At 47.8% G+C, this 20,791-nt stretch carries 21 protein-coding genes and 1 other annotated feature (1 of these 22 cut by a window edge); all 21 genes read right to left on the reverse strand.

Features of this window, described 5'->3' with window-relative positions; all coding sequences use genetic code 11:
* Position 1: a binding site (T-box leader), on the reverse strand (it extends 279 nt beyond the left edge of the window).
* A 162-nt stretch (positions 2 to 163) separates the two neighbouring features.
* Positions 164 to 673: a DivIVA domain-containing protein gene (locus tag ACYCSE_RS00120; RefSeq protein ID WP_023989434.1), complete on the reverse strand. Its 510-nt coding sequence runs from the start codon at positions 671 to 673 to the stop codon at positions 164 to 166.
* A gap of 172 nt (positions 674 to 845) precedes the next feature.
* Positions 846 to 1,628, reverse strand: coding sequence for a YlmH family RNA-binding protein (locus ACYCSE_RS00125; protein ID WP_069289980.1), 783 nt, complete (start codon positions 1,626 to 1,628; stop codon positions 846 to 848).
* A gap of 8 nt (positions 1,629 to 1,636) precedes the next feature.
* Complete coding sequence (locus ACYCSE_RS00130) at positions 1,637 to 1,894, reverse strand: YggT family protein (RefSeq protein WP_023989436.1); 258 nt, start codon at positions 1,892 to 1,894, stop codon at positions 1,637 to 1,639.
* 7 nt (positions 1,895 to 1,901) lie between these two features.
* Entirely contained in the window at positions 1,902 to 2,354 is a 453-nt protein-coding gene (locus ACYCSE_RS00135; RefSeq protein WP_013311078.1) for a cell division protein SepF, read from the reverse strand.
* The gene (locus ACYCSE_RS00140) at positions 2,345 to 3,046 is read right to left on the reverse strand and encodes a YggS family pyridoxal phosphate-dependent enzyme (protein ID WP_459700712.1); all 702 of its coding nucleotides are present in this window, start codon (positions 3,044 to 3,046) and stop codon (positions 2,345 to 2,347) included. The genes ACYCSE_RS00135 and ACYCSE_RS00140 overlap by 10 nt, the downstream gene beginning before the upstream one ends.
* A gap of 8 nt (positions 3,047 to 3,054) precedes the next feature.
* A complete protein-coding gene (pgeF, locus tag ACYCSE_RS00145; RefSeq protein WP_459700714.1) occupies positions 3,055 to 3,939 on the reverse strand; it encodes a peptidoglycan editing factor PgeF in 885 nt (294 codons plus the stop codon).
* A gap of 82 nt (positions 3,940 to 4,021) precedes the next feature.
* Positions 4,022 to 4,366 (reverse strand): YlmC/YmxH family sporulation protein, encoded by a 345-nt coding sequence (locus tag ACYCSE_RS00150; RefSeq protein WP_172828260.1) that lies wholly within the window; start codon positions 4,364 to 4,366, stop codon positions 4,022 to 4,024.
* Positions 4,367 to 4,478: 112 nt separating this feature from the next.
* On the reverse strand, positions 4,479 to 5,261 hold the full coding sequence (sigG, locus tag ACYCSE_RS00155) for an RNA polymerase sporulation sigma factor SigG (protein WP_007431182.1): 783 nt from the start codon (positions 5,259 to 5,261) through the stop codon (positions 4,479 to 4,481).
* A gap of 96 nt (positions 5,262 to 5,357) precedes the next feature.
* Positions 5,358 to 6,098 carry an RNA polymerase sporulation sigma factor SigE gene (gene sigE / locus ACYCSE_RS00160; RefSeq protein WP_254350270.1) on the reverse strand — a complete coding sequence of 247 codons (741 nt, stop codon included), beginning with the start codon at positions 6,096 to 6,098 and terminating at the stop codon, positions 5,358 to 5,360.
* A gap of 106 nt (positions 6,099 to 6,204) precedes the next feature.
* Positions 6,205 to 7,191 (reverse strand): sigma-E processing peptidase SpoIIGA, encoded by a 987-nt coding sequence (gene spoIIGA, locus ACYCSE_RS00165; RefSeq protein ID WP_459700717.1) that lies wholly within the window; start codon positions 7,189 to 7,191, stop codon positions 6,205 to 6,207.
* A 188-nt stretch (positions 7,192 to 7,379) separates the two neighbouring features.
* Positions 7,380 to 8,504, reverse strand: a complete 1,125-nt coding sequence (gene ftsZ / locus ACYCSE_RS00170; protein WP_013311084.1) for a cell division protein FtsZ — start codon at positions 8,502 to 8,504, stop codon at positions 7,380 to 7,382.
* Between the two features lie 67 nt (positions 8,505 to 8,571).
* Positions 8,572 to 9,846 (reverse strand): cell division protein FtsA, encoded by a 1,275-nt coding sequence (gene ftsA, locus ACYCSE_RS00175; RefSeq protein ID WP_459700719.1) that lies wholly within the window; start codon positions 9,844 to 9,846, stop codon positions 8,572 to 8,574.
* A 199-nt stretch (positions 9,847 to 10,045) separates the two neighbouring features.
* Positions 10,046 to 10,810, reverse strand: a complete 765-nt coding sequence (locus tag ACYCSE_RS00180; RefSeq protein ID WP_459700721.1) for a cell division protein FtsQ/DivIB — start codon at positions 10,808 to 10,810, stop codon at positions 10,046 to 10,048.
* Between the two features lie 56 nt (positions 10,811 to 10,866).
* Complete coding sequence (gene murA, locus ACYCSE_RS00185; RefSeq protein ID WP_172828261.1) at positions 10,867 to 12,177, reverse strand: UDP-N-acetylglucosamine 1-carboxyvinyltransferase; 1,311 nt, start codon at positions 12,175 to 12,177, stop codon at positions 10,867 to 10,869.
* The gene (gene murB, locus ACYCSE_RS00190; RefSeq protein WP_250268827.1) at positions 12,167 to 13,072 is read right to left on the reverse strand and encodes a UDP-N-acetylmuramate dehydrogenase; all 906 of its coding nucleotides are present in this window, start codon (positions 13,070 to 13,072) and stop codon (positions 12,167 to 12,169) included. The genes murA and murB overlap by 11 nt, the downstream gene beginning before the upstream one ends.
* A 146-nt stretch (positions 13,073 to 13,218) precedes the next feature.
* Positions 13,219 to 14,328 carry an undecaprenyldiphospho-muramoylpentapeptide beta-N-acetylglucosaminyltransferase gene (gene murG, locus ACYCSE_RS00195; protein ID WP_061828512.1) on the reverse strand — a complete coding sequence of 370 codons (1,110 nt, stop codon included), beginning with the start codon at positions 14,326 to 14,328 and terminating at the stop codon, positions 13,219 to 13,221.
* A gap of 6 nt (positions 14,329 to 14,334) precedes the next feature.
* Positions 14,335 to 15,432, reverse strand: coding sequence for a stage V sporulation protein E (gene spoVE, locus ACYCSE_RS00200; protein ID WP_061828513.1), 1,098 nt, complete (start codon positions 15,430 to 15,432; stop codon positions 14,335 to 14,337).
* A gap of 49 nt (positions 15,433 to 15,481) precedes the next feature.
* Positions 15,482 to 16,903, reverse strand: coding sequence for a UDP-N-acetylmuramoyl-L-alanine--D-glutamate ligase (gene murD, locus ACYCSE_RS00205; RefSeq protein ID WP_459700724.1), 1,422 nt, complete (start codon positions 16,901 to 16,903; stop codon positions 15,482 to 15,484).
* 4 nt (positions 16,904 to 16,907) lie between these two features.
* On the reverse strand, positions 16,908 to 17,876 hold the full coding sequence (gene mraY, locus ACYCSE_RS00210) for a phospho-N-acetylmuramoyl-pentapeptide-transferase (RefSeq protein WP_459700726.1): 969 nt from the start codon (positions 17,874 to 17,876) through the stop codon (positions 16,908 to 16,910).
* A gap of 22 nt (positions 17,877 to 17,898) precedes the next feature.
* Positions 17,899 to 19,302 (reverse strand): UDP-N-acetylmuramoyl-tripeptide--D-alanyl-D-alanine ligase, encoded by a 1,404-nt coding sequence (locus ACYCSE_RS00215; protein ID WP_459702448.1) that lies wholly within the window; start codon positions 19,300 to 19,302, stop codon positions 17,899 to 17,901.
* Positions 19,302 to 20,789 carry a UDP-N-acetylmuramoyl-L-alanyl-D-glutamate--2,6-diaminopimelate ligase gene (locus ACYCSE_RS00220; RefSeq protein ID WP_250268829.1) on the reverse strand — a complete coding sequence of 496 codons (1,488 nt, stop codon included), beginning with the start codon at positions 20,787 to 20,789 and terminating at the stop codon, positions 19,302 to 19,304. The genes ACYCSE_RS00215 and ACYCSE_RS00220 overlap by 1 nt, the downstream gene beginning before the upstream one ends.
* Between the last annotated feature and the right edge of the window lie 2 nt (positions 20,790 to 20,791).

The following is a 20,791-nucleotide window of genomic DNA, read 5'->3' on the forward strand; positions in this document are numbered from 1 at the left end:
ACATGTTAAATTCATCGAAATCAGCAACATCGTTGCCTTGAATAACAATCATCAGCCGACAGACGGATAATCATTGAATTCAGTATAGTATTTACAGTTATAGCCTGTTTAAAGATAAAAGTCAACCCTAACTAAGCCTGATAAAAGCTTGTCAGAAATGAAATTAGTAAATTTCTTTCATCTCACGCTCGCGCTCCAGTACTTCGCGTTCCCGGTTTTCAAGTGCTTCCCAGCCGTCTTGGCTTAACAAGTCAAGCTGTGCTTCCACCAGTGTACGAAACCGTGCTCGGTAAATCGATGCCTGCTTCTTCAGTTCTTCAACCTCCAACGCAATCTTGCGGGATTTGGACAATGCTTCATTCACAATACGGTCCGCATTTTTTTCCGCTTCCTTCACGATCAGTTGGGATTCTTTCTTGGCGTTGTTACGAACTTCATCAGCCGCTTCCTGCGCTACGATAATCGTCTTACTCAGCGTATCCTCAATCGTCGCGAAATGATCGAGCTTCTCCTGTACGTTCAACAACTCGGTGCTCAGTTCTTTATTTTCACGAATAACGCCCTCGTAATCTTTGATCACCTGATCCAAAAATTCATTAACCTGATCCTCATCATAACCGCGAAGCCGGCGGGCAAATTCCTTGTTATGTATATCCAATGGCGTTAATGGCATGCCGTCCACCTCCTATAAGATTGACAAAAAATACATTTTCCGCGTCACGACGCTCACTATCATCTATCGGTCATCATACCCCGTTTTGTGAATACTGTACAGAGCAAAATCGTTCCAGTTCTTCGCTATAGCTTAATTCTTTCGACAGAAAGCTCGTAATTCCTGCCTACAGCTATACAAACTTACCAATTTTGACACGGAATCTTCCCTTTTTTGTCATCCCGTCTGTTTCAAGCACTTTGAAACGCCCAAAACCCTGCATGGAAATAACGTCCCCCGCTTTAAGTGGAGTGGATGGATTCTCCTCCACCTTCCAATTTACCCGGCACCGCCCCGCCCGAATCGGTGTTAATATTTTACTTCGGCTTAGCTTGTACACGTCGCTGGCAATACCGTCTAGGCGCAAAGAAGCGACCGTCAGATCTAGCGCATCTAATGCAACTTCCTTCGTTCGCAGACTCGCGACAGGCAACAGTTCTGTCCATACATGAACACGATGTACCTGCTGTAAATGCATCGTCATAAAATCACCAATCTCTGAAGCTACCAATACATGGCACCCATCATCCAGTACATGAATATCCCCGATTTTCCCACGTTTGATTCCAAGTCCCAGTAGGGCACCTAGATAATCACCATGCTCAAGGGTACCTATTTTATGATCGTCAGATGTGATGGAAAGGACCTGAATCCCCATCTCCTCACCGTCCAAATACGAATAATCGGGCGCAATTAGCGCCCGCTTTCGTTCTGAAGCCATATATCCGCCATCTACCCTAATCGTGACCTTATCTTCCTTCGAAGCAAGTGTCTCCAATATGTACTGTTGGCGCGGGTCCAAAAAATCAGTCAGCTTCTGCTCATGATAAGCTCCCGCATGACTGATCCATTCGGAAGCGCGATCCACATAGTCCCGTTCATCCGGGTGAAAATGCTCATAAATCTCAGTTCGCATAACTCCTCCTAGACGAAATTACCAATTAAAGAAATCAAACCGTACGACGCAAAACGCAGAGCAATCAGCGCAACGATGGGTGAAATATCAATCATCCCGAAGATTGGCGGTATAAACCTGCGAAAAGGAGACAAATACGGCTCCACAAACTTGGCAAGTAAATCACCAATTACACTCTCTCTGGCATTAGGAAGCCAAGACAGCAGAACATATGCAATGATCATGTACGAATAAATCTGAAATAGCCAGTAAATTACCTCGATCAAGAAAAGTTCACCTCATTCTGTTAAGTTCTTGTTCAGTGTCAGCCAGTATTTCTGTAATAGAGCCTTGAATCTCAACCGTATCTGGTGTACACAGAAAAATATTATTCCCGACCTTGGAAATACCACCACCCAGTGCATACACAGTACCACTCAAAAAATCAATAATGCGCAGCGCCTGATCCTTGCGAATTCGTTGCAAATTAACTACGACGGTGCGATGGGAACGGATATGGTCGGCAATTTCCTGTGCTTCATCATAAGAACGCGGCTCATACAGGACAACTTTCACATTTTTCTGTGAATGGATGCTGACAACATTAGTGCCCTTCTGGTTCTTACGTTTATCAAAGCTTGGGGTTTCAATTTCTTGATCTTCCGGCGTATTCATAACCTCTCGCTCTATAACTTCCTCTTCTTCCTGAAGCCCCAGAAAGTTCATGAACTTATTCATTACGCCCAATGGAAATCCTCCTCTCGTCCGACCAGTACGGAACCAAGCCGCAGCCAGGTCGCTCCCTCTTCAACTGCCACTTCAAAATCATTGGACATCCCCATTGACAAGTGAACGATGGGTTCTCTGGTCAAGGCTTGTCCATTTAACGTATCCCGTAATTCACGCAATCCCCGAAACACAGGCCGAGTTTTTTCCGGGTCTTCTTCATGAGGAGCCATCGTCATCAAGCCAATCACGTCCACATGCTCCAACTCGCGAATTTGTTCCAAGAAGGGGGAAACCGCCTCAGAGGACAAGCCATATTTGGACATTTCTCCAGAAATATTGACTTGCACAAAAGCTTTAACTCGCAGTCCCAGAGCGGCTGCCTTCTTGTCCAATTCCTGAGCGAGCGATAAGCGGTCAAGCGAATGTATAAATTTAAATTTTCCAATCACATCTTTAACCTTATTCGTTTGGAGATGACCAATAAAATGCCACGTTCCCCGGTCACCCAACTTGCTCCATTTATCCGCAGCATCCTGCCAGCGATTTTCGCCCACATGCTCCAAATTGCTATCCAATACAGATGTCATTGTCGCCGCCGAAACATATTTCGTGACAGCGATCACATTAACTTCATCACGCGAACGTCCGCTTCGGGCACATGCCGCTTCTACACGGGCATTCACTTCTTTAATTCGTTCCTCCAAAGACACGGGAGGACTCACCTCTCTTCCAGACCAATCCAACTCGCCATTCTTCCTGTGACGCCGCCTTCTTTGCGATATGAAAAAAACAAATCGCTACGGCTACTCGTGCATAAGGTAGTACATTCGATATGGCTCGGCAATATTCCTGCTTTCATCATAATGTGTCGATTGCATTGTTTCAAGTCAAGTAGTGTTTTTCCGTCGGTTAAGGGGAAGTAAACAGAACCTTCCCATTTATCATTACCCGGGCAATCATGCTCCAAAACCCGAATTTGGCTCATCACGTGCTCATCCACCTCATAGGATTCAGAACCAATGGAAGGACCGATAGCTGCTAGCAAATCGGATGGCTGAGATCCATATTCGTTCTGCATGGTCTGTACCATTTTCAATGCAATTTCCGCAACGGTTCCCTTCCAGCCTGCATGCGCCAACCCAATCACACGGCGCACTGGATCACAAAAATATAATGGTACACAGTCTGCATAAAAGGACGTCAGCAAAATGCCAGGTACATTCGTCAAAAGTCCATCTGTGTCCTGAAAAGCGGATGCACGATCCCTAAAGCCCCGCCCGCGATCAGCAGCCTTGACGACAGCAACATGATGACCATGAACCTGCTCACCGCACGTCCATGCTTCAGCAGAAAAACCAAGCTGCTCAGCAATGAGCTGCCGATTACGAATGACTTTCTCGGGGTCATCCCCTACATGAAACGCACAGTTCAGACTAGCGTAGGGCACCTCACTGACACCGCCATGACGACCTGTAAAACCCGCTGTCAATCTCTGAACCTGCCGCTCCCAAGATTGAATATATAACAACTCCAGTACGGGACGTCCGCCATCTTGCATTGACGTAGCCCCCGTAGCCTCGGTATTCACTACAAATGGTTCCATTCATTCTCACCTCTACTGCCCAGTGTACCAAAAAGCCGCCGCCGTGTCTTCACAACACACTAAAATACGTAGATCTGCAAGTTCAGAAGCCCCTTCGGTCACTCCGCTCTTGACGTTCGATATACAACTTTTCTTCCCCTTCACCCGGCGGCTCTTGCAATCCTTCCAGTCGTACAAGCACAACATCCGAACCAATTTTCACAATGTTGCGCCACGGAATGACCAACTCGCTTCCGCCTCCAAACCAACCCATAAAACGACTGCTGCCTGGAACCACAATGGCTTCAATTTTCCCCTGCCGCACGTCAATCTCCAAATCACTGATTTGTCCGAGGCGTCGTCCATCTACAATGTTAATGACATCCTTGGTTTGAAACTCGGAAATTTTCATTGCTCTTACTGACGTTTCCGGTGCACTCACACGCATCACATCCTTTATTTCACTATATGAGCGGAAGAGCCCAAAAAATGTCCTGTAAACGCAAAAACGATCCGAGTAGGATCGTTTTTATCGCTGGATCATTCAAGCATTCATTTCATTAGGACTTTACATGTTTTTGCATTTGCTGTATAGCCGACTTCTCTAATCTTGAAACCTGGGCTTGAGAGATACCGATTTCGTCGGCAACCTCCATTTGCGTCTTTCCTTCATAAAAACGCATAGACAATATCATCTTTTCACGCTGGCCCAGGCGATGCATCGCTTCCCGCAGAGCGATTTCCTCAATCCATGAGACGTCTTTATTTCTGTCATCACTGATCTGATCCATCACATAGATTGGGTCGCCCCCGTCGTGATATATCGGCTCGAACAGCGAAACCGGATCCTGAATCGCATCCAACGCGAACACAACGTCTTCTTTAGGCACATTCAGTGCCTCTGAAATTTCAAAAATCGTTGGTTCTCGCGAGTTCAGATTCGTCAGACTGTCCCGCACCTGAAGCGCCTTATATGCAATATCCCGTAACGAACGAGACACACGGATCGGATTGTTATCCCGCAAATAACGGCGGATCTCTCCGATAATCATCGGCACCGCATAAGTGGAGAACTTTACGTTTTGCGAAAGGTCAAAATTATCAATCGCCTTCATTAGGCCGATACATCCTACCTGAAACAAATCGTCCACAAACTCTCCCCGATTGTTAAATCGTTGAATCACACTCAGGACGAGCCGGAGATTGCCGTTGACCAATTTTTCTCTGGCTGATCGTTCATTATTTTGCTGAAGTGATGTGAACAACTCGCGCATTTCTGCATTGGTTAATACCGGCAGTTTGGCGGTATCCACACCGCAAATTTCCACTTTGTTTCGGGTCATCGTGTCTTACCTCCCAAGGAGCAACATTAATGTACATTATCTCCTGAGGGCATTTTTTTATTCGCTATTTCCATCGCTTCCGGATATACCCATGCATTATACCATTTTGTTAAATTCTTTTCGTAAGCGCTTTATAATTCGCTTTTCCAGACGCGAAATATACGATTGCGAGATACCCAACAGGTCAGCAACATCCTTCTGTGTCTTCTCCTCTCCGTCTTGTAAGCCGAAGCGGAGCTCCATAATCAAACGCTCTCGATCTGTCAATTTATCCAGTGCCTTATGCAATAATTTACGGTCCACCTGCTCCTCAATATTACGGTAAATGGTATCATTTTCCGTGCCCATCACATCAGAAAGCAACAACTCGTTACCATCCCAGTCAATATTCAGAGGCTCATCAAAAGAAACTTCCGTTCTCGTTTTACTATTGCGACGCAAATACATCAAAATCTCATTCTCAATGCATCGAGAGGCGTATGTGGCAAGTTTGATTTTCTTCTCCGGATCAAAAGTGTTAACCGCTTTGATTAGTCCAATAGCACCGATGGATACGAGATCCTCAATGTTGATGCCCGTATTCTCAAATTTACGGGCAATATATACGACTAACCGCAAATTTCTTTCGATTAGCATCGACCGTACTGCCGCATCTCCAGAAGAAAGTTTTCCCAGCAAATATTCTTCTTCGTCTCTCGTCAGCGGTGGGGGGAGCGCCTCGCTGCCGCCAATATAATAAATTTCTTCACTTTTCAGCCCAAATAAAAATAAAATACGATAATATTGCAATTGCAATGCTAACCTAATTCTCATCTTCAATTTCATCTGTTCCCGCATATCATTCTCCCCCTCTTAAAAATAGTGCTATTCCAGCTGTGCTCCGTCCATTTCACCATTGGATATTTCTCGTCGCCTTCAAACATCATTTTGTGTTTATGCTCCGTCATCCTGATTCTGTAAAATGCTCACCAATATGTGCTTCTTGTTTCTGGTTGGTATCAGCACTGCCCCCTTCTTGTGCCGTCACATCCGGGTGGATGATGGCGCGATACTTACCCTCTGCCGACAATGTCCCCCCGTCCAAGCCAATCAACACTCGATGATGTACAAAATGAACCCCATTCATCACCACCTCTACCCGGTCTGGTTTAAGGGCCAACATAAAGGAATGATTGCGGTTAATTCCACGATAGGGGACGAGGCGAACACGATCCTGCCAGCTAAACGGTTCGTCCCCCAGTTCCATCACCATTTGGTCAGCATTACCCTCAGAACATTTTCGGAGCCAGGAGGCGGGCAAATGCGATTCCCACAAGGCCGCCTCCATGACCATCACCGGGGTTCGGGTCAAAGGATCATAGAGCTGATTACCTGTATCCAACAAGCCTGTACACTCAATATGATCCTGCCCAATCCATACCTGCACTTGTCCCAAAAACCCACTCATCCTTTCTGTGCGCTGCTTTGAGGACTGCACAATACGAAAGAAAAGCATCACTCCGCCAAATGCGCATAAAATAAACCAGAATGCGATTTTGAGTTCAAAGGACATTCCGCCCGAAGCGGTGTACCAGATGCCGTTAAACAATTCTCCCGTATTTTGAAGAAAATAATGCATCCCCAAAATGCCACCTGCAGCTACAAAGTTGATCATGTAAAAAGCACCCATTGTACGAAGATACTTTTGCATGCTGCCAAATCCAAAAGCCACCAGCAGCATTATGACCGATAATGCCAGTTTGATCAGGAACGTAAATAAAAAGGACAGTTCCGGCACAAACATCATGACCACATACATTGTGCCGATTCCAGCTGAAGTCATCAACCTCCACCACACTGGACGGATTTTTCTCATCCAAGCGGTAACCATCAGCAACACAGCATCAATGAACAAATTGGCCAAAAAAATCAAGTCGATATAAACAACCAAGGCTTCACCCGCCCAGCGTTTGCAGGATAGGATTAAGTATAGTAGTCATGCTGTTCAAAGTCTGTCTAACGGTGGGGACGGTGACCGACTAATTTTGTCGGAAAGAGGAGAAGCGCCTGAACTGCAGGATACGGAAAACAGAAAGAAGCCCGCATCTCCAGGGAGAATGCGGGCAATCCGAATTGAAACTAGTTATCGTTATTATTATTGCGCGAACGGTTACGTAAGAATGTAGGAATGTCTAATTGGTCACTGCTTTGAGTGTTACCAAATGGACGCAAGTTAGGAGAGCCTTTCTCCGCCGATTCGGAAGTAGCCGGGTTGGCTGCCGGTTTACGTCCCGGTGCCGGTTGACTTGGCTTGCCTTCAAAGCCAGTGGCAATGACGGTAACCTTGATCTCTTCTTTCAACTCTTCGTCAATGATAGCACCGAAAATCATGTTTACTTCCGGATCGGAAGCCGATGTTACAATTTCAGCTGCCTCATTAACCTCATACAAAGACAGGTTGTTGCCGCCAGTGATGTTCATAATCACACCACGAGCACCTTCAATGGATGTCTCCAACAACGGGCTCATGATAGCCTTGCGTGCTGCTTCAGCCGCACGATTTTCACCAGTTGCTTCGCCAATCCCCATCAAAGCGGAGCCACGCTCCGTCATGATCGTCTTAACGTCAGCAAAGTCGAGGTTGATAAGACCCGGTACAGCGATCAAATCTGAAATACCTTGAACCGCCTGACGCAGAACATTGTCTGCTTCACGGAATGCTTCCAACATTGGGGTTTTCTTGTCCACAATTTCAAGCAAACGGTCATTCGGGATTACAATCAAAGTGTCTACTTTTTCTTTTAATCCTTCAATACCAAGTTCAGCTTGATTGGAACGCTTACGCCCTTCAAACGTGAATGGTCGGGTTACCACGCCTACAGTCAGCGCGCCGCATTCCTTGGCAATTTCAGCAATGACAGGAGCCGCTCCGGTTCCAGTACCGCCACCCATTCCCGCCGTTACGAATACCATATCCGCACCTTTGAGCGTATTCATAATGAGCTCACGCGACTCTTCAGCCGCTTTTTTACCCACATCGGGGTTAGCGCCGGCACCCAGACCGCGGGTCAGCTTATCCCCAATTTGAAGCTTATGCTCAGACTTTGCTAAATGAAGTGCCTGGGCATCTGTATTGACTGTAATGAACTCCACACCCTGAACACCATTTTCGATCATTCGGTTAACCGCATTGCTGCCGCCGCCTCCGACGCCGATCACTTTAATTTGAGCCAAGCTCTCCATTTCAAAATCAAATTCCAACATACTATTCCATCTCCCCCTCAATGTGCATGGATGGCCCGTCCATGATTGGCATAATTAGCAATGAACGTTATATAAATTCACTGAACATATTTTTTAAGCGTTCAATCAACCCCTGCTTTTGCTCGCCTTCCGCAGTGGGACTACTACTACTTTTGGTTCGGTTAGTCGGCTTCTTGGTACTTCCGCCACTGTTGCTAACGCTAGTCGATCTTCCGCGATAGTAACGAATAGCATTATGCAAGATTCCAACTCCGCTCGTGTAGCCCGGATCCCTTACACCGATAAAATCAGGTACGGCGATCCTTACGGAAGCGGCCAGTTCGCTTTGTGCCACCTGAAGTACACCAGGCATGGAGACGGTGCCTCCGGTAAGTATATAACCTCCCGGAAGCTCTGTGTAACCCAAGCGCTTAACTTCCGCCTGAATGAGTTGAAAAATTTCCTGCACTCTCGGCTCAATAATAGCAGCCAAATCCTGCTGGTTGAATTCCTTATCCACATTACTGCCGATACGCGTCACTTTAAAGACGACATCGGCTGCCGCATCATCATACCATGCGCAGCCGTATTTAAGCTTTACTTTTTCGGCTTGATCGGTAAGGGTTCTCAGTCCGTAGGCAATATCATTGGTTACAAATTCTCCACCAATCGGAAGTGTTGATGTGGCAACAATCGTTCCTTCCTGGAAAATGGCAACATTCGTAGATCCTGCACCAATATCCACCAGCACTGAACCCATCACCTTTTCATCCTTCGAAAGAGACAATTGTCCGGCTCCAAGAGGCAGCAAGACCAGATCTTTAATCCTCAAGCCGGCTTTCTCAACGCAGCGCAACAGATTATGTATCGGGGTCTTGCCTCCAGTAACAATCGTAGCCTCTACTTCGAGACGAACTCCAATCATACCGCGAGGGTCCTGAATGCCTTCAAGGCCATCCACGACATACTGCTTGGCTACCACGTCAATAATTTCTCTCTCCGGTGGTACGGCAATAACCTCAGCTGCCTTCAGTACACGCTCAATGTCCTCCTCACCGATTTCACGGTCCTCGTTGGACACGGCTACTACGCCATGACTATTTTGCAGGCCAATATGATTGCCTGAAATCCCCACATACACTTCTGTTATTTGAATACCAACCATGCGTTCTGCGTGATCCACGGCGTTACGGATTGATTGCACGGTTTGATCAATGTCTACAATTGCACCTTTGCGAATCCCTTCCGAGTCGGCAGATCCAACTCCAATAATATTAAAGGTTCCATTATTCATTTCCCCAATAATAGCCCGAACTTTGGATGTACCGATGTCCAAACTAACAATGATGTCATTGTTGCTCAAGTCTGTGGCACCTCCTGACTCCAAAATGAATTTCGTTCTTTAAACACACTCTGTACATATTCAACAAACTCCATGCTTTCCCTCTTTTTTCTACAAATTTTTTAGAAGCCAATTTATGGTTGCAGTCACATAAAAATTTGAAGAAAAAAGAAGGAGGCAAGTCTATTACCCATAAAATCAATTCTAGCATTTTTTCACATCACTGAGTAGTATCTTTTTCTTGACCCTCTTCACTCGTATCCGGTTTGAACGGAACGTAGGAATCCGCCTCCAACATGGTGATCAAACCTGGATCTTCTGTTTCTAGCACCTGGTTCAAATAGCTGATTTTAGAATTCAGTAGAGAAACAGTTGTAATAACCTCAAACTGGGAACGTGTGTACATTTTGATGCGGTCCGGAAAAGAAGGAATCGGTGCGGGAATGATTTCCGAAATATCGGCTGTCCATTCCCCCGGAATGCGCGATAAAGCATCACACAGCTTCGCTTTGTACGGATCATCAGATTTCCATTTGGTCAAAATAGGCTTCTCAACAGCTATTCCGCTACTCCCCACGCTCACGCTTGTCCCATTCGCTAGAATAGCACGAAGGCTCCCGTCACTCTGCAACTCGTAAGCGACCGTAGCAAACTCTTTAATATGAATAGCAATAATACCCGGAAACTGCTTGTCCACTGTGACTTGCTGTATTGATTGAATTTCCCGCAGCTTCTCAGAGATGTCGGGTGAACTGACTCCGAAATACTGGTCTCCAACAGCCAGACCGCTTCGATTAAGAAGCTGATCTCGGGTCGAAAATACATTACCATCAAAACGAATTTCAGAAACCCGACTCATCGAAGAACGGAAAAAGAGAACAGCGAGCAGTACGATAAACAACAAAATGAGAAGAATAGCAATCTTCCGGCTTGTTCTTTTTTTCGTTCTGTTCTTTTTAAGAACAGGTATTTGAGCATTTGGCATAGCTTCTCTCCACAAAAGCCTTTTGTCCCCCCGTTAACGGAGGGACATTACAGGCATTAATTTACGAAATCCAGGTGCTCCGGCACCGGAGACTGACGGCTCATTCGGGCACCCAGTCCCTGGAAAAGACGTTCGATCCGGTCATACCCTCTGTCAATATGATGAACCTGCTCGACAATAGTACGTCCTTGAGCCGCTAGACCCGCTATGACCAGCGCTGCCCCTGCCCGCAGATCGGTAGCCTCTACCGTAGCCCCGTACAGACGAGAAACTCCTCTTATAAAAGCAGCATTTGCATCAACCGTAATATCAGCACCCATTACATTTAGTTCATCCACATGTTTGAATCGGCTTTCGAAGACGGTCTCTTTCATGACACTAAATCCGTCCGCCAAAGAAAGCAGAACCATGACCTGAGATTGCAAATCTGTCGGAAAAGACGGGTAAGGGGAGGTAACGATCCTCTCCACTGCTTTGGGACGACTCATACAACTTACGGTCATTATATCATTCAAGATGCCGATTTGAACACCAGCCCGCCTGAGGACGTGAATCAGAGCAGACAAGTGGGATGGATTGCAGTGGGTCAGCGACACACTTCCTCGTGTAGCTGCAGCTGCAATCATAACCGTTCCAGCTACTATGCGGTCAGGAATGACCTCATACGTACACGGATTGAGGCGGCTGACCCCCGTGATTGTAATCGTGTCGGTTCCAGCACCAATAATACGGGCTCCCATGGCATTCAAGAAGTTTTGCAGATCCTGAATCTCCGGTTCCCTCGCTGCATTGGTGATCGTTGTTCGTCCTTCAGCCAACGCAGCGGCCATCATAATATTTTCCGTTGCACCTACACTCGGGAAATCCATGTGGATGTCCGAGCCGATTAGCTTGTGGGCTCGAAACGTAATTTGCTCGTCTTTTTCCTCTATCTCTGCGCCAAGAGCTTTTAAGCCCTCTAGGTGAAGATCAATTTTGCGCTCGCCTATGGCGCAGCCTCCGGGCTGGTAAATGGAAACTTCTCCATATCTGGCGAGCAGCGGTCCCATCAGAAAGATAGATGAGCGCATTTGCTTCATCAAATCTTCCGGAATTTGGAACGTTCGGACGGACGACGTATCCACGTATACCGTTTCCTCTTCATGTCGGCATGTACAGCCGAGTCTTTCAAGGATGTGCAGCATGACCTTAATGTCTAAAAGATGGGGCACATTCCGAATTTCTACCTTACCTTGTGCAAGTAAGCTCGCTGCAAGAATAGGTAGTGCCGCATTTTTTGCCCCATGGATACGTATGGTGCCTGACAGGGGACGGCCTCCCTCAATCACCAATTTGTCCAATGTATCACCTCCGAGTTTACCGCTCACCCACTACGAAAACCTCCGGAACTAGCTTGATGCCGGTTTGAGATGATATTGTACTTTGAATATGCTTCATTAGGGTAAGCACGTCCTCTGCTGTCGCTTGACCGGTATTTACAATGAAATTGGCATGCTGTACAGATACCTCAGCGCCTCCCGCCTTCAAGCCCTTGAGACCTGCGCTCTCAATAAGACGAGCAGCATAGTCACCTGGAGGATTACGGAACACGCTTCCTGCACAAGCTAACTGTAGCGGCTGGGTCAGCCGACGGCGGTCTTTAAAAGCCGCAAGCGCTGATGAAATTTCCTCCCGATCGCCCCGCTTCATCCGAAACACTGCCTCTGTCACCATTCCACGTTGCTCATGCAACACGGAGTGACGATAGCTGAAATGCATATTGTCAGCATCGTACACAGCCAATTCCCCTGTATCCAGCACAATCTCAGCGGACTGGAATATTTGTGACACATCAGACCCATGGGCACCGGCGTTCATGTAGACAGCCCCACCGACTGATCCTGGGATACCACCAGCAAATTCAAGACCGGACAGGCCCTGCTTGCTGGCCATAACGCACAGTTTGACCAGTGAAACGCCTCCTCCAGCAACGATCTGTTCATCCTCAAAATGAACATAATCAAATCCTGGCCCCAGCTTGATCACAAGTCCCCGTATCCCTTTGTCAGAGACGAGCATGTTGGAGCCCCGCCCCAACTGCATCCAGGGAATTTCGTGCTCGCTAGCCAGCTTCAAAACTCTTGCCAGCTGCTCTTTGGTATCCGGGATGACAAGTGCATCCGCAGGGCCTCCAATCTTCCATGTCGTATATTTGGACAGCGGCTCATGCTCCAGCACTTTTCCGATATCATGCTCCGCTAATAATGGCATCCATTGCTGCATTGTACTGAAACCTCCTTGTTGCTTGCCCCGCATGGTTATAAGGCTCTCACCTGACAACCGGCAGCCTGAGTGATGGTCACAATCTATAGGGTATCCTATGTAAATACCATCCGGTGTGTGACAACCGCCCAATTCTGCGCTGCAGACTACCTTTTATGGGCAAGACGTTCCATTTCTTTTACTAAAATATCTGCTGAGTCAGGCTTGCCGAGCGCAGACGCCGACTCTGCCATGCGACTTCGTCGTGCCTCATCCTTCATAATTCCCGCTATAGATTGAAACAGGGCCGGGCCACTCAGTTCCTTTTCTACAATCATGACGGATGCGCCTGCCTTTTCAAGTGTACGAGCATTAGCCTCCTGATGGTTATTCGTCACATTAGGTGATGGGATCAGAATGGACGGAATGCCCAACGATGTGATCTCTGCCAAGAAGGACGCACCTGCGCGATTAACAATTAAAGAGGTACAAGCCAGCACCTCTGGCATATTGTGAATATAGGGAAGCACATGTAGATGATTGGGCAATGAGCCGATCTGATTCCGTATGCTATCCAGCGTTTGCTCATAATAAGATTCACCGGTTACATATACAAAATGGACGTCTTTCAGTTGCGAAAGTTGCGGAGCCATTGCAATCATGGCGTCATTAATGGCCTTCGCTCCCCTGCTGCCACCGACCACAAGGACGACCGAACTGTTCATCGGAACCCCAATTGTAGCAAATCCCCGATCCCGGTTAGCCAAACGAACTGTTGTAGCACGCGGGTTCCCAGTGTACAGTACATTTTTAGCTTTGGGGAAAGCTCCTTCTGAGCCTTCAAAGCTCACAGCCACTGTATCCACATAGCGACTCAGAAATGTATTAGTCAACCCTGGAATTGCATTTTGCTCATGAATAATGCTGGGGATTCCCAACTTGGAAGCTGCATAAACGACGGGTCCGCATACATATCCCCCAGTGCCAATAACGACATCTGGCTTAAATTTCTTTAATAATGCTTTGGATCTGCGAACCCCTTTGAAAAAGCGCATGATCGTTTTTATATTTTCCACAGACAAGCTGCGGCGAAATCCTGTGATATCAATAGCCTCAAATGGAATTTTTTCCTGAGGAACCAACTTGCTTTCGAGTCCTCGTTGACCGCCAATGTATAAAAATTCAGCGTCCGGATCAATCTCTTCGCACTGTCTGGCTACGGCCAGCGCCGGATAAATATGCCCTCCGGTACCGCCGCCGCTCAACACGACGCGCATAAACGTTCACCTCGCATAACGTGATAAATTTAGTAAAATGCCCAGAGCTGTTAGCATTAAGGTCAGAGAAGAACCTCCATAGCTGATTAAGGGCAGTGTTATTCCTGTCACCGGCATTAAACCGATAACGACACCAATATTAATGACGACCTGTACGGCGACCATTGCGACAATACCCACCGCAAGCAAACTGCCATAGGTATCCGGAATAGTTATAGCGACACGCATTCCTCTCCATACGAGGACCAAAAAGAGCCCCAGCACCGTCATTCCACCGATAAAGCCAAGCTCCTCCGCCAAAATGGAAAAAATAAAATCAGTTTGCGGCTCAGGAACGTAACTATATTTTTGTCGACTCATGCCGAGTCCCAAGCCCGCCAGCCCGCCAGGACCAATCGCATACAGCGATTGAATAATTTGATAGCCTGCGCCAAGCGGATCGGACCAAGGGTCCAGAAAAGCGGTGATGCGCTGGAGTCGATAAGGCGCAGCTGCAATCAGTGCAGCAAACCCTGCTGCTCCCGACAGAGCCAGCAGACCGAGATGCTTCATACGCGCGCCTGCCGTAAATACGATGAGCATGGACGCACCCATCATTACCGTGCCTGTGCCCAAATCGGGCTGGAGCATAATAAGCCCAAAAGCCAGTCCCATGAGTCCAAGCGGGGGCAACAGGCCGCGCGTAAAAGAGCTAATATCATAGTCAGGACGACTGAGCCAACGAGCGAGAAAAAGAATCATACCCAGCTTCATAAACTCGGAAGGCTGAATGCCGAAAGAGCTAATACCGAGCCAGCTTCGTGCCCCGCCTCTTACTACACCAATGCCGGGAATTAATACGGCAACCAGTAGCGCTAGACAGATCAACAACACGACCTTGGCATATTTCTGCCAGATCCGGTAGTCCGTTCTGGCAGTAAAGTACATCGCTACAAGGCCGAGCCCTGCAAACAGCAATTGCCGCTTTACAAAATAGTAGGAGTCCCCGTACTCGTGAAAAGCGAGGACGGCGCCCGCACTGTATACCATAACCATGCCGATGGCTAATAAGCTTACAATACAAACGAAAAGCCATAGATCCGGCGCTGGACGAGATTGCTTCATCAGGAGGCCACCCCTTGCATAAAAGTAGGGGCTTATCCAACCCCCCTACTTACAATTTATGCGCCGCCTCTTTAAAAATACGTCCACGCTCTTCATAGGATCGGAACATATCCCAGCTTGCACAGGCGGGTGAGAGTAATACTACATCTCCCGTCTCAGCAAATTCAGCAGCCTTGTTCACAGCCTCCACGAGCGTAGCGGCGGCATCCTCCCCATTATCGACGACCTTGACATGCTCTATTCCAGCCTGATGGGCCCGCTCAGCCAGCTTATGCCGTGTCTCACCCAAGAGCACAACGGCTTTCACACCTTCCTGCAAGGAAGGTACGAGCTCTGTATAATCAGAGCCGCGATCCAATCCTCCGGCAATGAGTACAATCGGTTGCTTAAAGGAAGATAAGGCCATCATTGTTGCTTTCGAATTGGTTGCTTTGGAGTTATTGTAATAAGCTACACCAGCGTGTTCTAAAACATATTCAAGCCGATGTTCGACGCCGCGAAAAACACTTAATGGTTCCGCCAAATTCGCTGGTTCTGCGCCTGCAGCAATGGCGATTGCGCAAGCAGCAAGAGCATTTTCTACGTTAAAACGACCGGGAAGTCCAATCTCAGCTACGCCTATAATGGGATGCAGCACACCATTTCCATCGCGGTATACGATGCTACGTTCAATATCATCCGTCACATCCGGTATGTATGGCGGGTCAGCGAACAACCCTTCCTGCAAACGTTCTGTCATAGAGAACGGAAGCAGCTTCGCTTTTATATAGGGTACGAGCTCCCGGCAGACGGGGTCATCCCAGTTCACCACCGCGGTATCCGCTGCCGTTTGATTGGCAAATAGACGCGCCTTGGATGCAACGTAGTCCTCCATGCCTCCGTGGTAGTCCAAATGGGTCTCAGCTACATTGAGCAGGCAGGCCACAGTGGGCTTGAAATCTTTTGTTCCTTTTAACTGAAAGCTGCTCAGCTCCACAACCATCCACTCGTCCGACTTGGCATCCACAGCCGCCTCACATACAGGGGTACCGATATTACCAGCCACGATTGGATTCATGCCGGATGCTTCCAACAGCTTGCCTACCCAAGTGGTCGTGGTCGTCTTTCCGTTGGAGCCAGTAATTCCGATGATCGGAGCTTTACATAGATGGTAGGCGACCTCAACCTCGGTCACGACCTCAATGCCGAGCTCGACAGCTTTCTGTACGGGAGGGGCCGTATAAGGAATCCCTGGATTTTTGACAACCAGCTTCACTCCAGGATGAATTAGCCCCTCTGGGTGACCCCCACATAAAACGGAAATTCCCAAAGCCTCTAATTCAGAAGCTTCGGGACATTGTTCCCTATCCTTTTTATCATTGACTGTCAGCTTGGCTCCAGCCTGGTGCAGCACCTTGGCAACTTGCACGCCGCTTTTAGCCAGACCGATAATGACGACTTCCTGATCTCTGTATGCGTCTGGATGGTTCATTTGTCTACAACCCCTTGTTGAGATAAAGTCCAAGTCCTGCCAACAGCAGTCCTACAGCCCAGAATGTAATAACTACGCGCCATTCGGACCAGCCGGACAGCTCGAAGTGATGATGAATTGGGCTCATTTTGAAAATACGCTTGCCACGTGTTTTAAAGGAAGCTACTTGCAAGACTACGGACAGCATTTCAATTACGAATACACCACCGATAATGAGAAACAAAATTTCGCTTTTCGTAACAATGGCAATGGCACCTATGGCGCCGCCAATTCCCAGCGAGCCTGTATCACCCATAAACACCTTGGCTGGATGAGCATTATATACGAGAAATCCGAGTACAGCACCAATCATAGCCGCTGAGCATACTGCTGCCGGAAGCGAGGTTGCCTGAATCGCGACAATGGCATAAGCAGCAAAGGCAATGGCACTTGTACCGGACAGCAGCCCGTCCAGCCCATCCGTGAAATTGACAGCATTGCTAATCGCCAGCATCATGATAATGATGAACGGATAATAAAACCAGCCACCCCAATCAAATGACCATGACGTTCCAGGGATGCCGATCGCAGTACTATGATCATTGTTAAGCAGAAGCCAGCACATAATCGCGCCAAACAACAATTGCCCAAACAGCTTTTGACGCGCCGTCAGACCTAACGAGCGTTTGAATACAATTTTGATATAGTCGTCCAAAAAGCCGATCAGCCCAAAACCGAGCGTAGCAACCAACAGAACGTAAAAGTCCGTATTTTTGATAGCTGAAAACTTAAGAAAGGTCAGCGTAAAAGCCACCAGAATCACGATACCGCCCATTGTAGGCGTACCTATCTTTTTAAGATGGCTTTGTGGCCCGTCATCCCGGACCTGCTGGCCGAATTTCATTCGCCGCAGCAGCGGAATGAGCAGTGGAGCGGCAATGACCGCCAGTATAAACGATACGACGATCGTCAGCAGTAATAATTGAATATCCATGGGAGTCTCCCTCTCGTCAACATCAGTTCTGTAGCGGACCGTTTTTCAGCGCATCCACAATTTCTTCTAGTCGCATCCCTCTGGATGCCTTAACCAGCACAATATCATTGGCGTGGAGATGAACCTGCAAATGCTGGATCAGCTCTTGCTTATCTGTATAAGGGTGCACGTTAGCAGTTGGCATCAACCCTTGCGCACCCTGCGCAATCGAAGTGCCTAACGCACCGTAGGTATACAGTACCTCTATGTCGTGCTTTGCCGCGAAAATTCCAATCTCCTCATGGAATTGCTTTTCCTCAGGTCCCAGCTCCAGCATGTCACCAAGCACGGCGACTTTACGTCCGTCCGTTTTATACGCAGACAACGTCTGAATGGCAGCCTTCATTGAAGCCGGGCTGGCATTATAAGCGTCGTTGAGCACGGTAAGTCCATTAGGACAGTTCACAACCTCAATGCGCATGCCCGTCAGTTTTAAAGACGACAACCCTTTACGTATATGGTCTGCATCGACATTGAAATGACGCGCTACCGCCAGTGCTGCCAAACCATTTACAACATTGTGCTGTCCAAGCAAGGGAAGCCGGAAAGCCTCTTTGCCAGATTGGGCTGTTATGAATAAGCTACCTTCTCCATCCGAAGTGATTTCAGTCGGATAGTCATCGTTGCCTGTAGCTAGCCCGAACGTAAACAATTTTAAACCTTCAGGCTTGACCGTTTCAGACTCCGCCAACACTTGTGAAAGCAGTGGTTCATCCCCGTTGTAGATCAGCAAACCACCAGGCTTAAGGCCACTTGTAATCTCCAACTTTGCACGAGCGATTTCCGTTCGAGAACCAAGCTGCAGCAAGTGCGATTCGCCTATGTTCGTTATGATAGCTACATCTGGTTGAGCGATATTAGCCAGCAGACGAATCTCTCCGCGCCCACTCATGCCCATCTCCAGAATGAGAATATCTGTATCCTGCGGCATGGAAAGTACAGTTAAAGGCAAACCGATATGATTGTTATAATTTCCTTCGGTTTTGTGTACTTTAAAAGTCGTGTCCAGCAGAGCGTTTACGATGTCTTTCGTTGTCGTCTTGCCGTTGCTTCCCGTGATCCCAACGACAGAAACGCCAATTTCGCGTAAGTATGCAGCTGCTAGATGCTGAAGGGCTTCTAACGTATCCTCTACCTCAATAGCGTTCTCAGCCGGAGGTGCTCCATGGTCCTTTTGCCATAAAAATGCAGCTGCACCTGCCTCGCTTACGATCTGCTGCACATAATTATGTCCATCAAACCGTTCGCCCACGAGTGGAACAAACAACCCTTGGCTCTGCGGCCTGCGAGAATCTGTAAAAACGCCTTCGACCATCTGTTCGGCGTCCGCTTCTCCGTGAAGTGTTCCTCCACACATAGATGCAATCTGACCGATTGTTCTTTTCATCACTTGGATAAACCCCTTATCGCTTCTTTGGCTACGATGCGGTCATCGAATTCATGCACCGTTTTTCCGATCAACTGGTAAGTCTCATGACCTTTTCCCGCAATCAATACTACATCGTCAGGGCTTGCCATTTCAACAGCTTTATGAATTGCAGTTCTGCGATCCACGATCAATTCATATCGTTCTGCGGGTACACCTTCGTCAATCAGCCCTTGTTCGATGTCTTTCAAAATCACTTTCGGGTCCTCTGTTCGCGGATTATCGGAAGTAATAAACGAATGATCGCTGTAACGCGCAGCAATTTTCCCCATCAACGGACGTTTCGTACGATCCCGGTCACCGCCGCATCCAAATACACACCATACTTTACCAACCGCAAATTCCTTTACGGTGCGAAGGACATTTTCCAATCCGTCCGGTGTATGGGCATAATCTACAATAACAGCAAAGGGCTGACCCGCATCTACAGGCTCTACCCGCCCATCTACGCCTGCGATAGACTCTAGACTGTGCTTGATATCCACTAGCGAGATTCCTTCCAGTAAAGCAGCGGTAATGGCCGCCAGTGCGTTGTACACATTGAACTTGCCCACCATTCGAAGCTCAATATCGGTATCTCCTTTAAAAGTAGACACATGGAAGGAGGTTCCCTTGGAACCTATAGTGATACGAGATGCCTGCACATCAGACTCCTTTTCTACGCCGTATGTAATCACTTGGGCCGCAGTTTGAGCCTGCAAATAGGAAGAAGCCGGATCGTCTGCATTCAGAACAGCATATTTGCTATCTGATGCATCCCGCGAGAAAGCATTTCCCAACCTAGAGAACAAAAGTCCTTTTGCAGCACGGTACTCCTCCATTGTGTTGTGGTAGTCCAGGTGGTCCTGCGTCAGGTTTGTAAATATAGCAGTGCGAAAATCAGTTCCTTTGACGCGGCCCTGCTCCAACGCATGTGAGGATACTTCCATGACACAGCATTGAACCCCCTGCTCTGCCATATTTCCGAGATAACGTTGCAGTTCCACCGCTTCGGGCGTAGTACCAGACATTGGGTAAGACTGACCCCCGTAACGCATTTGAATCGTACCAATCAGTCCGGTGTTCACCCCGGCATCCTTCATGATCTTTTCAATCAGATAAGTTATCGTTGTTTTACCGTTAGTTCCGGTTATGCCGATCATGCGCATGCGTCGGCTCGGTGAATCAAACATATAATCCGCCAAAACCGCCATGGCATGTCGTGCATCCTTAACTACAAGCTGCGGAACAGGTACATCCAGTTCCCGTTCAACGACCAAAGCTGCCGCCCCGGACGCAATTGCCTGCTCAGCATAGTCATGTCCGTCCACTGTAAAACCTGGCAAACATAGAAATAAATCTCCCTGTTGCACTCGACGTGAATCCGCCCCGATTCCTCGGCAATCCACTGTACCGTCACCCACAACACGGGAGACGGCCAGCAGTGAAGCCAATTGTTGAAGCTGCATCT

This window comes from Paenibacillus sp. SEL1 (genome assembly GCF_054602535.1).

Excerpts from the sequence above, each read along its gene's own strand:
- ACYCSE_RS00120 (WP_023989434.1), bottom strand. The coding sequence starts at position 673 with ATGCCATTAACGCCATTGGATATACATAACAAGGAATTTGCCCGCCGG.
- ACYCSE_RS00125 (WP_069289980.1), bottom strand. The coding sequence starts at position 1,628 with ATGCGAACTGAGATTTATGAGCATTTTCACCCGGATGAACGGGACTAT.
- pgeF (WP_459700714.1), bottom strand. The coding sequence starts at position 3,939 with ATGGAACCATTTGTAGTGAATACCGAGGCTACGGGGGCTACGTCAATG.
- ACYCSE_RS00150 (WP_172828260.1), bottom strand. The coding sequence starts at position 4,366 with ATGCGTGTGAGTGCACCGGAAACGTCAGTAAGAGCAATGAAAATTTCC.
- sigG (WP_007431182.1), bottom strand. The coding sequence starts at position 5,261 with ATGACCCGAAACAAAGTGGAAATTTGCGGTGTGGATACCGCCAAACTG.
- sigE (WP_254350270.1), bottom strand. The coding sequence starts at position 6,098 with ATGCGGGAACAGATGAAATTGAAGATGAGAATTAGGTTAGCATTGCAA.
- ftsZ (WP_013311084.1), bottom strand. The coding sequence starts at position 8,504 with ATGTTGGAATTTGATTTTGAAATGGAGAGCTTGGCTCAAATTAAAGTG.
- ACYCSE_RS00180 (WP_459700721.1), bottom strand. The coding sequence starts at position 10,810 with ATGCCAAATGCTCAAATACCTGTTCTTAAAAAGAACAGAACGAAAAAA.
- murB (WP_250268827.1), bottom strand. The coding sequence starts at position 13,072 with ATGCAGCAATGGATGCCATTATTAGCGGAGCATGATATCGGAAAAGTG.
- murG (WP_061828512.1), bottom strand. The coding sequence starts at position 14,328 with ATGCGCGTCGTGTTGAGCGGCGGCGGTACCGGAGGGCATATTTATCCG.
- spoVE (WP_061828513.1), bottom strand. The coding sequence starts at position 15,432 with ATGAAGCAATCTCGTCCAGCGCCGGATCTATGGCTTTTCGTTTGTATT.
- murD (WP_459700724.1), bottom strand. The coding sequence starts at position 16,903 with ATGAACCATCCAGACGCATACAGAGATCAGGAAGTCGTCATTATCGGT.
- mraY (WP_459700726.1), bottom strand. The coding sequence starts at position 17,876 with ATGGATATTCAATTATTACTGCTGACGATCGTCGTATCGTTTATACTG.
- ACYCSE_RS00215 (WP_459702448.1), bottom strand. The coding sequence starts at position 19,302 with ATGAAAAGAACAATCGGTCAGATTGCATCTATGTGTGGAGGAACACTT.
- ACYCSE_RS00220 (WP_250268829.1), bottom strand. The coding sequence starts at position 20,789 with ATGCAGCTTCAACAATTGGCTTCACTGCTGGCCGTCTCCCGTGTTGTG.